General features: G+C 71.5%; 12 protein-coding genes. 9 read left to right on the top strand and 3 right to left on the bottom strand.

Annotation, left to right across the window (positions count from 1 at the left end):
* Window positions 1-9: 9 nt before the first annotated feature.
* Together OG294_RS35945 and OG294_RS35940 are read left to right on the top strand one after the other, a co-directional pair.
* Window positions 10-1,680: an FAD-dependent oxidoreductase gene (locus OG294_RS35945; RefSeq protein WP_442789384.1), complete on the top strand. Its 1,671-nt coding sequence runs from the start codon at window positions 10-12 to the stop codon at window positions 1,678-1,680.
* 46 nt (window positions 1,681-1,726) lie between these two features.
* Entirely contained in the window at window positions 1,727-2,167 is a 441-nt protein-coding gene (locus OG294_RS35940; RefSeq protein WP_327070752.1) for a DUF1931 family protein, read from the top strand.
* Between the two features lie 285 nt (window positions 2,168-2,452).
* Here OG294_RS35940 and OG294_RS35935 read toward each other — a convergent pair whose 3' ends face one another.
* Both OG294_RS35935 and OG294_RS35930 read right to left on the bottom strand, forming a co-directional pair.
* Window positions 2,453-2,935 (bottom strand): DoxX family membrane protein, encoded by a 483-nt coding sequence (locus tag OG294_RS35935; RefSeq protein WP_327070751.1) that lies wholly within the window; start codon window positions 2,933-2,935, stop codon window positions 2,453-2,455.
* A gap of 36 nt (window positions 2,936-2,971) precedes the next feature.
* Entirely contained in the window at window positions 2,972-3,634 is a 663-nt protein-coding gene (locus OG294_RS35930; protein ID WP_327071794.1) for a hydrolase, read from the bottom strand.
* Window positions 3,635-3,985: 351 nt separating this feature from the next.
* Between OG294_RS35930 and OG294_RS35925 the strand changes: the two genes are divergently transcribed.
* The 6 genes from OG294_RS35925 (at window position 3,986) to OG294_RS35900 (ending at window position 10,505) form a co-directional block, all read left to right on the top strand.
* Window positions 3,986-4,819 carry an alpha/beta fold hydrolase gene (locus OG294_RS35925; protein ID WP_327070750.1) on the top strand — a complete coding sequence of 278 codons (834 nt, stop codon included), beginning with the start codon at window positions 3,986-3,988 and terminating at the stop codon, window positions 4,817-4,819.
* A gap of 28 nt (window positions 4,820-4,847) precedes the next feature.
* Window positions 4,848-6,737, top strand: a complete 1,890-nt coding sequence (locus OG294_RS35920) for an amidohydrolase (protein ID WP_327070749.1) — start codon at window positions 4,848-4,850, stop codon at window positions 6,735-6,737.
* Between the two features lie 96 nt (window positions 6,738-6,833).
* Window positions 6,834-7,529, top strand: a complete 696-nt coding sequence (locus OG294_RS35915) for a YoaK family protein (protein ID WP_442789284.1) — start codon at window positions 6,834-6,836, stop codon at window positions 7,527-7,529.
* Window positions 7,530-7,693: 164 nt separating this feature from the next.
* The gene (locus tag OG294_RS35910; protein WP_327070748.1) at window positions 7,694-8,614 is read left to right on the top strand and encodes a glyoxalase; all 921 of its coding nucleotides are present in this window, start codon (window positions 7,694-7,696) and stop codon (window positions 8,612-8,614) included.
* A 161-nt stretch (window positions 8,615-8,775) separates the two neighbouring features.
* Window positions 8,776-9,873, top strand: a complete 1,098-nt coding sequence (locus OG294_RS35905) for an LLM class flavin-dependent oxidoreductase (protein ID WP_327070747.1) — start codon at window positions 8,776-8,778, stop codon at window positions 9,871-9,873.
* Entirely contained in the window at window positions 9,870-10,505 is a 636-nt protein-coding gene (locus tag OG294_RS35900; protein ID WP_327070746.1) for an FMN reductase, read from the top strand. The genes OG294_RS35905 and OG294_RS35900 overlap by 4 nt, the downstream gene beginning before the upstream one ends.
* A gap of 376 nt (window positions 10,506-10,881) precedes the next feature.
* Here the strand turns inward: OG294_RS35900 and OG294_RS35895 are convergent, their stop codons facing one another.
* The gene (locus OG294_RS35895) at window positions 10,882-11,853 is read right to left on the bottom strand and encodes an alpha/beta hydrolase (RefSeq protein WP_327070745.1); all 972 of its coding nucleotides are present in this window, start codon (window positions 11,851-11,853) and stop codon (window positions 10,882-10,884) included.
* A 437-nt stretch (window positions 11,854-12,290) separates the two neighbouring features.
* Here OG294_RS35895 and OG294_RS35890 point away from each other — a divergent pair, with 437 nt between their 5' ends.
* Window positions 12,291-13,271, top strand: coding sequence for a helix-turn-helix domain-containing protein (locus OG294_RS35890; RefSeq protein ID WP_327070744.1), 981 nt, complete (start codon window positions 12,291-12,293; stop codon window positions 13,269-13,271).
* Window positions 13,272-13,315: the final 44 nt, after the last annotated feature.

The raw sequence follows: 13,315 nt of genomic DNA, 5'->3' as shown, positions 1-13,315 counted from the left end.
ACCGTGTCGATGCCGACTCCGACGGCCGACGTCCACGGCGCCTACCCGCAGCTGACGGACGACCAGATAGCGATCCTGAGACCGTGCGGACAGGTACGGCAAGTCCGCGAGGGGGAACAGCTCTTCCGGGCGGGCGAACCCAGCGAGGAGTTCTTCGTCGTCCTCAGCGGCACGGTGGCCGTGGTCGAAGGCCAGGACGACCAACAGCACGTCATCCAGTTGCACGGTCCGCACAGTTTCCTCGGCGAACTCGGCGTACTGGAGGGCCAGACCGCCTTCGTCAGCGCAGTGGTGAACAGACCCGGCGAGGTGCTGACGGTGGGTTCGGCCGCTCTGCGCGACCTGCTCAGCCGCGAACCCGCGCTCGGCGACGTGATCCTGCGGGCGTACCTGCTGCGCCGCACGATGCTGGCCGGCACGGGGACGGGCTTCCGTATCATCGGCTCCGCCTTCTCCCCCGACACCCGGCGGCTGCTGGAGTTCGCCGCCCGCAACCGCCTCCCTCACCGCTGGGCGGATGTGGAGAAGGACACCCACGCCGAGGCGCTGCTGACGCGTCTTGGGATCGCTCCGGAGGAGACCCCGATCGTTGTGTGGCACGACTACCGGGTGCTGCGCAACCCCTCCAACGTCGAACTCGCCCAGGTGATCGGGCTGCGGACCGGAACCGCCGCGAAGGCCGTCTGCGACCTGCTCGTGGTCGGCGCCGGCCCTGGGGGCCTGGCCGCCGCGGTGTACGGCGCCTCCGAGGGGCTCTCCACCGTCGTCCTGGACGCGGTGGCGACCGGCGGCCAGGCCGGTACGTCCTCCCGGATCGAGAACTACCTCGGTTTCCCTGCCGGGATCTCCGGCATGGAGCTCGCCGAACGCGCCGTCGTACAGGCCACCCGGTTCGGCGCCCGGATCGACGTCCCCGCCGAGGCCGCCGGACTCGAACAGCGCGACGGGGCCAACGTGGTGCGGCTCACCGAGGGCGGCACGGTCGCCGCCCACAGCGTGGTGGTGGCCACCGGCGCTCGCTACCGGCGACTGACCGTCCCCGGCGTCGAACGGTTCGAGGGGCTCGGGGTCCACTACGCCGCCACCCTGTGGGAGGCACGGACCTGCCGCCTTGACGCGGTGGCCGTTGTCGGCGGCGGCAACTCCGCCGGCCAGGCAGCCCTGTTCATGGCGCGCGAGTCGCCCGCTGTCCATCTGCTGGTCCGCGGCGAAGACCTGGGCCACAGCATGTCCCGCTATCTGATCGACCGGATCGAGCGGCACCCCCGGATCCATGTCCGACTGCATACCGAGGTCCAAGAAGTCACCGGCGAGGACCGGGTCGAAGCCCTCGTCGTCCAGGACAACCGCACCCGCGAGCAGCAGGTGCTGGCGGCCCGCGCCCTGTTCGTCTTCATCGGCGCGCGCCCCGCCACCGCCTGGCTCGCAGCCGCCGTCACCCTGGACAGGCGCGGCTTCATTCCGACCGGGCAGCATGTGGACCAGGTGGCAGCGGACCTCTGGAAGCCCCTGGCCCGCGCCCCACTCGCCCTGGAGACCGGCCTGCCGGGGGTCTTCGCCGTCGGCGACGTCCGCAGCGGCTCGGTCAAGCGGGTGGCCTCCGCAGTCGGCGAGGGCGCCATGGCCGTCCGCCTGGCGCACGAGCACCTCGGGGAGGTGAGACCACCCGCCACTCCATGACCTCAGCCCGTCCATCGACGCGAGAAGGTGAAATGCCATGCCCGTCATGGGTGTTTCCAAGTTCGAGCGCTTCTTCCGCGCTGCCGCCGGCCTCGACGTCAACAAGAACGACCTCAAGCGCTACAACGACTTCCTGGACGCCAAGCTCTACGACCTCTTCCTCATCGGCACGGCCAACGCCAAGGCCAACGAGCGGGACATCATCGAGCCGCAGGACCTCCCCGTCACCAAAGGCCTGCAGGAGAGCATCCACGCCTTCAGGAAGCTGGAGGAGGGCATAGAACTGCGCCCGCTGCTCGACCAGCTCGCAGCCCGCCCCGCCCTCGGCATGGAGGCCGCCGAGGACACCCAGCAGCGGCTGCCCGACCTGGCCGGCGGCCTCAGCGTCGCCCTCGCCCGCGCCCTCAAAACCATCGCCCGCGACACCCGCCGCCCCTCCACGGACCAGTGGGACGAGGCCTTCGAGCTCTTCGACCTGCTGATCTGAGCGGGACATCCACCGGGCCGGAAGTTCCGCCGGTTCGGCCGGGGTCGATCTTTCGGGGTCGATCGTCCGGGGGCGGTGTCCGGTAACAGCAGTACGCCGCGCCCTCGACTGTCGGCGATCGGCGCCCGGGTGAGGTCGAGCGCGGGAACTGGGCCGGGGCATCCGGTTCGTGCCGATCATCGCCTGATCGGCGAACCGTGAGCCCACTCCTGATCGCCTCGATCAGGAGTGGGCCGTCGGCGTCTGCGCCGCCGTCACGGCAGGGCCACTACCCGGCAGTGGGTCTCAACGCCGGTGCAGGGCAAGGCGGGTGGCCAGGCCGCCGCCGACGCCGGCCAGGATGGCCAGCGGCAGCCACCACGCGGGCCAGGGCAGTAGACCCAGCGGGGCGTCGAGCGACCAGTCGCCGGGCCCCGTTGCGGACAGCGCGGCACCGATCGCGACCAGCACGAGCGGGTACTCGTAGCCGTCGTTCTGCACCCATAGCCCGTGCGGGCGCTTGACGGTCAGCGCGACCGTCATCACACCCATCGCCCCCGCGGCGGCCAGCGGCGTGAGCAGGCCGGCCGCGAGCAGCAGACCGGCCCCGATCTGGCTGCCCCCAGCGGTGAGCGCCGTGAACACCCCGCCACGGAAGCCGTCCTGACGGAACTCCGCGGTGCCGCCGGCCAGCCCCCGACCGCCCAGGTGGAAGCTGACCTTCTGCACACCATGACCCGCGACCAGCAGACCGGCGACCAGTCGGAGCAGGAGGAGACCTGTGTTCACCGGTGAACTCTCTTTCTCGGGTGCCTGGTTGCCGGTTCAGCCGGCCGCATGCTCGTTGATCATGGACTGCGCGTAGACGACGCCCAGGCCGTAGGCCCCGGCGTGCTCCTTGACCACGTCCATGACCGGCAGGTACGTCTCGGTGCGGGCCCAGTCGCGCTGCAGTTCCAGCAGCACCTGCACCCAGGTCACCGGCACCGCACCGGCCGCCGTCATCCGCTGCACGGCGTGCTCGTGGGCCAGCGGGCTGACCCCGCCCGAGGCGTCCGAGACCACGTACACCTCGTAGCCCTGGTCCAGCGCCGACAGGGCAGGCAGCACCAGGCAGACCTCGGTCCACAGGCCGGAAAGGATGATCTTGCTGCGCCCGGTGGCCTTGACCGCCTCGACCAGGGCCGCGTCCTCCCAGGCGTTCATCGAGGTCCGGTCGACCACCTCGTGGTCGGGGAAGACCGCCTTCAGCTGCGGCAGGATCGGGCCGGAGAAGGACTCGGCGGCCACCGTGGACAGCACCACCGGGACGTCGAAGACGCGTGCGGCCTTGGCCAGGCCGACGGTGGCGTTGATGATCGCCGAGCGGTCGCCGCTGCCGGTGCCGAAGAACATCTGCGGCTGGTGATCGACGAAGAGCATCATCGAGTTGTCCGGCGTCAGCAGGTCCGAGCTGGGGGCGGCGTGCACGTAGTCGAAGTCGACCATGGCTGTACTCACTTTCGGATGGGGGTATGGCGCAGGGACGTCGGCGCGGACGTCGCAGGGCTTGGGAGGCTCGGAACCCGAGCGGTGCCGCGGACACGACGGCACAGCCACGACGCTATCCGCGACGCTCGAACATCTCTTCTCCCACTGTGCCCAAGGCTGTTCCCGCACTGCACTCGACTCCCCTGCACCACCGGTCCCAGCGCTGCTCGCGGTGTCACTGCCCGCACAGGTCAGAGCCGGTGCGTGCAGAGAGAAGTCGCAGCTCGACGCCTCCCTAGATTGAGTCGTGCCAGAGCTCAACGAGCTGTGCGGCTTGCGCTGTTCAGCCTGAACGACAAGGACTGCCCCATGCCCTTCCTCACGGTCGGCGAAGAGAACTCCCACCCCGTCAATTTGTATTTCGAGGATCACGGCTCCGGTCGGCCCGTCGTGCTCATCCACGGCTGGCCGCTGAACGGGGCGTCCTGGGAGAAGCAGGTGGCCGCGCTGCTCGCCGCCGGCAACCGGGTGATCACCTACGACCGCCGCGGGTTCGGTGCCTCCGACAAGCCGGCCTCCGGCTACGACTACGACACCTTCGCGGGTGATCTCGATGCCGTACTGACCCACCTCGACCTGCGGGACGTCGTCCTGGTCGGCTTCTCCATGGGCACCGGAGAGGTCACCCGCTACCTCGGCGCCTACGGGTCCGAGCGCGTCGCCAAGGCGGTCATGCTGGGCGTCGTCCCGCCGTTCCTGCTGAAGACCGACGACAACCCCGACGGCGTGGACGGCATCGTCTTCGAGGAGATCCAGGGCGCCATCCGCGCCGACCGCCCGGCCTTCCTCGCGGGCTTCCTCGCCGACTTCTACAACGTGGACGTGCTCGGCGGCGAGCGGGTGAGCGACCAGGTGGTGCAGTACAGCTGGAACGTCGGCGTCGCCGCGTCCGCCAAGGCCACCCTGGACTGCGTCCCGGCCTGGCTCACCGACTTCCGCGCCGACCTGCCCAGGATCGACGTCCCCGTACTGATCATCCACGGCGACGCGGACCGCACCCTGCCGCTGCGCTCGACCGCGATCCCGCTCTCCCGGAGCATCGCGGGCGCCCGCCTGGTGGTACTGGAGGGCGCCCCCCACGGGCTGATCTGGACACACGCCGACGAGGTCAACAAGGAACTCCTCGCCTTCATCGGCGACTGACCGGTCGGCCATTCGAGAGCGAGAACCCATGTCGAGCATGCCTGTGGCCGGGCTCCGCCCCGGCCACCCCGACCACGCCGCCGACCTGGTGGTACGCAACGCCAAGGTGTACACCGGCGACCCGCTGCGCCCACGGGCGAGCGCGGTCGCGATCCGCGCCGGTCTGATCACCGCCGTCGGGAACGACGCCGACGTCATACCCCGGATCGGCCCCGGGACCCGGGTGGTCGACGCGCTCGGGCGACGCGCCGTCCCCGGCCTCAACGACTCGCACCTGCACGTCATCCGGGGCGGTCTCAACTACGTGCTGGAGCTGCGCTGGGACGGCGTGCCGACGCTGCGGCAGGCGCTGGCCATGCTCCGGTCCCAGGCCGAGCGCACCCCGCCGGGCCAGTGGGTGCGGGTGGTCGGCGGCTGGTCCGCCGACCAGTTCGCCGAGCGCCGACTGCCCACCCTGGCCGAGCTGAACGCCGCCGCACCCGACACCCCGGTCTTCGTCCTGCACCTGTACCAGTCGGCGCTGATGAACCGGGCGGCACTGCGGGCCGCCGGGTTCGACCGCAACACCCCCGACCCGGCGGGCGGCCAGATCGTCCGCGGCCACGACGGGCGGCCGACCGGCATGCTGCTCGCCGCCCCCGGCGCCCTGCTGCTGTACTCCACACTGGCCAAGGCGCCGACCTTGGACGAGGCCGAGAAGGCCGCGTCCACCCGGCACTTCCTGCGTGAGCTCAACCGCTTCGGGCTCACCTCGGCGATCGACGCGGCCGGCGGCTTCCAGAGCTTCCCGGAGAACTACGGCACCGTCATGCAGCTTGCGCAGCAGGGCGAGTTGACGCTGCGGATCGCCTACCACCTCTTCCCGCAGACCGCCGGACAGGAGCTGGACGACCTGGCCCGCTGGGTGGCCACCGTCCGCCCCGGCGACGGGGACGCATGGCTGCGCCTCAACGGCGCCGGGGAGAACCTCACCTGGGCGGCGGCGGACTTCGAGAACTTCACCGAGCCGCGCCCCGAACTCGGCCCGTACGAGGCCGGGTTCGAGCAGGCCGTGCGGCTGCTGATGGAGCACGGCTGGGGATTTCGACTGCACGCCAGCTACGACGAGACGATCCGCCGCGACCTGGCGGTCTTCGAGAAGCTCGCCGCCGAGGGCCTCTTCCCGGACGGGAACCGGTGGCTCTTCGACCATGCCGAGACGGTCTCCCCCGCGAGCCTGGACCGGATCGCCGCGCTCGGCGGCGCCGTCTCGGTGCAGAACCGGATGTCCTTCCAGGGCGAGGCGTTCGTGCGCCGCTACGGCGCCGCGGCGGCGGCCGAGGCGCCGCCGGTGCGGGCGATGCTGGAACGCGGGCTCACGGTCGGCGCGGGCACCGACGCGACTCGGGTCTCCTCCTACAACCCGTGGGTGGCGCTGCACTGGCTGGTCTCCGGGCGCGCCGTCAGCGGACGCACGCTGCGACCGGCGGCCGGCCGGCTCAGCCGCGAGGAGGCGCTGGAGCTCTACACCCTGGGCGGCGCCCGCCTCACCGGCGAGCAGAACGTCAAGGGCCGTCTGCGGGTCGGCTGTTACGCCGACCTCGCAGTGCTCAGCGCCGACTACCTGACGGTGGAGGAGGCCGACATCGCGCACATCGAGTCCGTCCTCACCGTGGTCGGTGGCCGCATCGTGCACAGCGCGCAGGAGCACGAGGGCATCGCCCCCGAGCTGCCGGCCGTGGTCCCGCTGTGGAGCCCGGTGGCGCGCTTCGGCGGCTACCAGGCCACCCCCGCGCCCAGCCTGACCGGCGTCCGGCAGGCCGGGCTGGTGGTCGAGGCGGCGGCCGCCTCCGACGAGCAGCGCGACTGGCGGCAGGCGCGCGGGCAACTGCTTCCAGGGCGGAGCGGGCCGGCTCTCGACGATCCGTGCTTCTTCTGAGCCGCCCTCGAATCCGCCGTGCGCCGCCGGGCACTGTGCCCGGCGGCGCACGGCGCCATCAGCCGTCACCGCCGACCACCTTGAAGGGAAGCTTTGTTGACCCCCACCCAGGCAGAGAGCACCATGAGCACCGCCCAGATCCGCGACCGCCATCCGCTGGCCCTGGCCCTGTTCGCGCTGACCGCGGTGAGCGGCCTGATCGATGCCGTGAGCTACCTGGGTCTCGGCCACGTGTTCACCGCGAACATGACCGGGAACGTGGTGGTGATCGCGTTCGCCCTGGTGGGCACGCCCGGCTTCTCCGTCGCGGGCTCGCTGACCTCGCTCGCGGCCTTCCTGCTGGGCTCGGTGCTGGCCGGCCGCCTGGCGCTCAGGCACCCCGACGCCCGCCGGGTGCGCTGGCTGCGCGCCGCGCTGCTGACCGAGACGGCGCTGCAAGGCGCGGCGACCGCCGTCGCGTTCACCTCCAGCGGCGGGCGGGCGCGCGAGGAGGCGCTGATCGCGCTGCTGGCCGTCGCCATGGGCCTGCGCAACGGCACCGTCCGCAAGTTGGGTGTGCCGGACCTGACGACGACGGTGCTCACCCTCACCCTGACCGGCCTGGCCGCGGACTCCTCACTGGCCGGCGGCGACAACCCCCGGCTGGGCCGACGCCTCTACGCCGTCCTGGCGATGCTCGCAGGCGCCGCCCCGGGCGCCGCGCTCGTCATCCACGGACACCTCGCGTGGACCCTGCTGGCCAGCACGGTCCTGGTCGCCGCGATCACGGTCGGCTACCGCGAGCGCGACTGAGCTGTGTGTTCCGTGCGTGCACACCGTCCTGCCGATGCAGGACCGCACCCGGGCTGTTCACTGTCGACACCAGGCCGTGCACGGTCGGTCAACACGCGCCCGCCCGCCGGTCCTACCGTTCGGTGACGGACTCGACCGTCCCCCAGCCCCAGGAGGAACCTCCCATGCCCGTCCGCCTGTCCCTGCGCCTGCTGACCGCGGTCACCGCCGTGACCGCGCTGGCCTTCGCCACCGCACCGTCAGCCCCTGCGGCGTCCGCCACGGGACGCCCCGGCATCGCCGTCGGCCCCCAGTACGACTCGACACACGTCTATGTGGCACCCGGCACGATGGACTCGTTCATCAGCAGCTGGGAGTCGACCTTCGGCGGCACCAACACCACGCAGGTCCTCGCCGACGTCACCCCGACACCGAGCCTGACCAAGTCCGAACTCGTCCTCTCCCCGGTCGGCACGCTGTCCGTCTTCGACTACCAGACGCCCGTCCCCTACCCGTTCGGCGTCGAGCGCACCGGCTGGCTCGTCACGGACCTGGACCGCGGTGTCCACAAGGCCGAGGCGGACGGGGCGGTCACGGTCGTCACGCCGTTCGCCGACCCGATCGGCCGCGACGCGATCGTGCAGTTCCCCGGCGGCATCGACGCACAGCTGTACTGGCACACCAAGGCGCCCTCGTATCCGGCGCTGGCGTCCGTCCCGGAGAACCGGCTGTACCTGCCGAGCGGCGCGGCGGCCTCCTTCCTGCACAGCTATCTGGCCTTCACCGGCGGCACGGTGGTCTCCGACGACCGGCACGCACCCGGCGCCGAACTCGGCCTGCCCGGCACCACCTATCGACGGATCCGGATCAGCTCGCCGTTCGGCGACACCTCGGTCGCGGTCACCGACGGGCACCTGCCCTACCCCTTCGGACGCGAGAGCACCGGCTACGCCGTGAACGACCTCACCGCGACCCTCGCCAAGGCCCGGTCCGCCGGCGCGACCGTGCTGTGGGGGCCGTCCGCCTCCGCCGGGCGCGACAGCGCGATGGTGCAGTTCCCCGGTGGCTACATCGCCGAGATCCACGACGCCGGCCCCCGGTCGTGACCGGTTCGGGACGGCGCGCCCAGCCACCGGCGAGCAGGGCGTTCACGGACCGGAAAGGGTGCACGACCAGGCACGACGACAGCTCGGGCCGGCCCTGCAGGCGGCGACAAGCCCTCGAAGAGCCAGGGCACGCAGACACACAGCACAGAGGGTGATAGCAAGTGCAGTTCGGAATATTCAGCGTCGGGGACGTGACCACGGACCCCACAACCGGGCGGATGCCGACCGAGCACGAGCGGATCAAGGCCATCGTCGCCATCGCGCTCAAAGCCGAGGAGGTGGGCCTGGACGTCTTCGCGACCGGCGAGCACCACAACCCACCGTTCGTCCCGTCCTCGCCGACCACCATGCTCGGCTACATCGCGGCCCGCACCGAGCGCCTGGTCCTCTCGACCTCGACCACGCTGATCACCACCAACGACCCGGTGAAGATCGCCGAGGACTTCGCGATGCTCCAGCACCTGGCCGACGGCCGGGTCGACCTGATGCTCGGCCGGGGCAACACCGGGCCGGTGTACCCGTGGTTCGGTCAGGACATCCGCCAGGGCATCCCGCTCGCCATCGAGAACTACGCGCTGCTGCACGAGCTCTGGCGCGAGGGGACGGTGGACTGGTCGGGCCGCTTCCGCAGCCCGCTGCAGTCCTTCACCGCCACCCCGCGCCCGCTGGACGACACGCCGCCGTTCGTCTGGCACGGCTCGATCCGCAGCCCCGAAATCGCCGAGCAGGCCGCCTTCTACGGAGACGGCTTCTTCGCCAACCACATCTTCTGGCCCAAGGAACACTTCCAGAAGCTGATCAACCTCTACCGCGAGCGCTACGCCCACTACGGCCACGGCACCCCCGAGCAGGCGATCGTCGGCCTCGGCGGGCAGGTGTTCATGCGCCGCAACTCCCAGGACGCCGTGCGGGAGTTCAGGCCGTACTTCGACAATGCGCCGGTGTACGGGCACGGGCCCTCGCTGGAGGAGTTCACCGAGCAGACCCCGCTGACCGTGGGCAGCCCGCAAGAGGTCATCGAGAAGACGCTGACCTTCCGGGAGACCTTCGGCGACTACCAGCGACAGCTCTTCCTGATGGACCACGCCGGCCTGCCGCTGAAGACCGTCCTGGAGCAGCTCGACCTGCTGGGCGAGGAGGTCGTCCCGGTGCTGCGCAAGGAGTTCGCCGCGGGCCGGCCCGCCACCGTCCCCGACGGTCCCACCCACGCCGCCCGGGTCACCGCGGCGGGCACCGAGACCCTGGAGGCCGCCAAGTGAGCGACAGCGCCCTGCGTCTCGTCGTGGTCGCAGCGGGGCTCTCCGTCCCGTCGTCCACCAGGCTGCTGGCCGATCGGGCCACCGACGCCACCGTTCGGCAACTGCGCCACAGCGGACGGGAGGTGGATCTGCGGATCATCGAACTGCGGGACCTGGCCAGGGAGATCGCCGACAACCTGGTCACCGGCTTCCCCGCGGCCGAGCTGCGCGAGGCGATCGAGGCGGTCACCGCAGCGGACGGACTGATCACCGTGACGCCGATCTTCAGTGCCTCGTACAGCGGGCTGTTCAAGTCCTTCATGGACGTGATCGACAAGGACGCGCTCACCGGCTGCCCGGTGCTCATCGCCGCCACCGGCGGGACGGCCCGGCACTCCTTGGCCCTGGAGCACGCCATGCGGCCGCTCTTCGCCCATCTGCGGGCCGTGGTGGCGCCCACCGCCGTCTTCGCGGCCACCGAGGACTGGGGCTCGACCGGGGACGCGAGCGGCGGCCTGGCCATCCGGATCGCCCGTGCGGCAGGCGAGTTGGCTGATCTCATGACCAGTCGGCCCGTGCCCGAGCGCGCCGCGGCCGACACGGTCGTCCCGTTCGAGGAGCAACTGGCGGCGCTCGGTATCGGCCGCCGGTGAGCGTGCCGGCGCTTCCTTGAGCAGCCGGCTCGTCGATGGACACCTGACGCGGGCGGCGGGCCGATCAGCCGGAACGACAGCCGGGCCGCCATCGTGCAGCTCGCGACCGTGGGCAACCCCGACGCGGGCGACCGCCAGAACACCGCCCGGTCACCGAGCCTGATGATCCAGATGCTCTCCGAGGCCGCCCCCACAGCAACTGCCGCCGGCCCCACCGCATCAGCGGTGGGGCCGGCGGCGCGAACGCACCGTGGATGAACACGAAGGTGGGCTCAGGATGCTCGCGCCCCCAGCCGGCCTGTTCGGCTTGTGCCAGCGCCCCGCTGCCGTCGGCCCGAGGACCGACGGCAGCGGGGCGCAGCGGGTGGCGGCCCGGTCAGGCGGTGTGCAGCGCGTCGCGCAGGGTCTGGATCGCCAGGGTGATCGCGGCCTGGGCCGCATGCGTCTCGCGCAGGGCGTTGAGCATCACGAAGTCGTGGATGACGCCCTGGTAGCGGACGGCGGTGACGGGGACGCCGGCCGCACGCAGCTTGCTCGCGTACGCCTCGCCCTCGTCGCGCAGCACGTCGGCCTCACCGGTGACGACCAGGGCGGCGGGCAGGCCGGCGAGCTGCTCGGCGGTGGCGCGCAGCGGGGAGGCGGTGATCTCCGCGCGCTGGGCCGGGTCGGTCGTGTACTGGTCCCAGAACCACTGCATGCCGTCGCGGCGCAGGAAGTAGCCCGTCGCGAACTGGTGGTAGGAGTCGGTGTCGAACGAGGCGTCGGTGACCGGGTAGAAGAGCACCTGCTGGACGAGCGCGACATCGCCGCGCTCCTTGGCCATCAGCGTCAGCGCGGCGCTCATGTTGCCGCCGACCGAGTCGCCCGCGACGGCCAGCCGCGTACCGTCCAGCGCCTTGGTGGCGCCCTCCCGCACGATCCACTGGGCGACGGCGTAGTTCTGCTCGATGGCGACCGGGTAGCGGGCCTCGGGCGACAGGGCGTACTCGGGGAAGACCACCGCCACGCCCGCCCCGACCGCCAGCTCCCGCACCAGGCGGTCGTGGGTGTGTGCGTTGCCGAACACCCAGCCCGCCCCGTGGATGTAGAGGGTCACCGGCAGGGTCGCGGTGGAGCCCGCCGGGCGCACGATCCGGGCCCGGACGCTGCCGGTCGGTCCGCCCGGGACGGTGATCCACTCCTCGTCGACCGCCGGCAGCTCGACCTCGCCCGACTGGACCTCGTCGACCGCCTTGCGGCCCTCCGCGGGGAGCAGGTCGAACAGGTACGGGGGCTCGGCGGTGGCCTGCGCGAACGCTGCTGCCGCCGTCTCCAGTACGGGCCGGACCGGCTGGAAGTCATGCGTCATGTCGTCTCCTCAAGAGTGCGCGTGGTCTGGCCCCGGCGGGGCCGGCCGATGTCCCCAGGCCGACCCCGGCGTTCCGAGGCACGAGCGTCACCGTAGGACCGCTCGCCGGGGACGCGTTGCCCGACGACGCCTCTCCTCTGCTCTCTGCGCGCACTCACGGCCCCGCTCGCAACGGCGCGGGCGTCCTCGCTCTGGCCGGCGCGTACCGCCGCCGCGGCGAGGTCGGCGATGTCCACCCCTGCCCGACGTTGTCCAACGCTGTTCCACGCACGGGACCGGTCATCTGACAGAAGCGAGATCAGCCGGGCCGAGCTCAAGATAGTCCCAGGTCAGCAGGGGTGAATCCAGGCCGGCCGATGACCGGCCGTGCCCCCGCTCCGATGCGGGCACGGCAGCACGTTCGAGAACAGACCTCGCCGCGGGCGAAGGGAACCCTTGTGTCGACCACACTGTCCACCGAATCGCTCTCCCCTGCCGAACGTGCCGAGTGCTGGCACGAGGCCGTCTCCCATGCCTTCATACCGCTTCAGGTCGGCTTCCTGGAGGAGAGCCCCTCCGCCGGAGTCATCAGCAGTGACCAGTTGGGAGCCGTGCAGATCTCCAGGGTGGAAGCCGGACCGCAGGTGGTCACCCGCACCAGGCGCGCGATCGCGGCCGACGGCGAGGGATGGATCACGCTCGCGATGCAGCACCGGGGCTGCGCACGGCTCACCCAGGACGGGCGGGAGGTCGTCTTCGGCCCGGGCGAGTTCGCGATCTCCGACTCCGGTCGCCCCTTCGCCAAGGAACTGCCCACCGCGTTCGACTTCACGGCGTTCCACCTGCCGCGGAGTGCCCTGCACGTGCGCGACGAGGATCTCAGGACGGCCACCGCCACCGTGTTCGAGCCCGACTCCGGATCAGTCGGACTCGTCAGCACCTACCTGCGGAAGCTGGCCTCGGGAGCCGCGGACCTCGACCCCGGCACGGGCCGAAGGCTCGCCGACACGGCCATCGATCTGCTCGCCCTGGTCATCCAGGAGCACAGCGGCACCCTGAACCCGGCGGCGCCGCAGACCGCGCCGGCCATGCTCGCGCGGATCAAGGACTACGCGATGTGCCACCTCGGCGACTCTTCGCTCTCCCCCGAGCAGCTCGCCACCGCGCACCACGTCTCCGTCCGGTACCTCCACAAGCTCTTCCAGGGCGAGGAGACCACGGTGGCCCGCTGGATCCAGCGCCGCCGACTGGAGATGTGTGCGCACGACCTGTCCCGGCGTGCCTTCGCCGTGCCGACCGTGTCATCCGTGGCCCGCCGCTGGGGATTCGTCAGTCCGACCCACTTCAGCCGCGTCTTCCGCGCCGCCTACGGCGTCACCCCCCGCGAATGGCGCGCCCGCGCGGGCGGCAACGAACTCCCGGCCACGCCGGCTCGGTGACGGCGCGCGCCCTGGCCGGGCGCGCACGGGCAACGGTCAGTGCG

The organism is Kitasatospora sp. NBC_01302, assembly GCF_035976515.1.
Classification (GTDB): Bacteria; Actinomycetota; Actinomycetes; order Streptomycetales; family Streptomycetaceae; genus Kitasatospora.
Note: the sequence above shows the minus strand (reverse complement) of the source record. Positions and strands in the feature narration are given on the sequence as shown.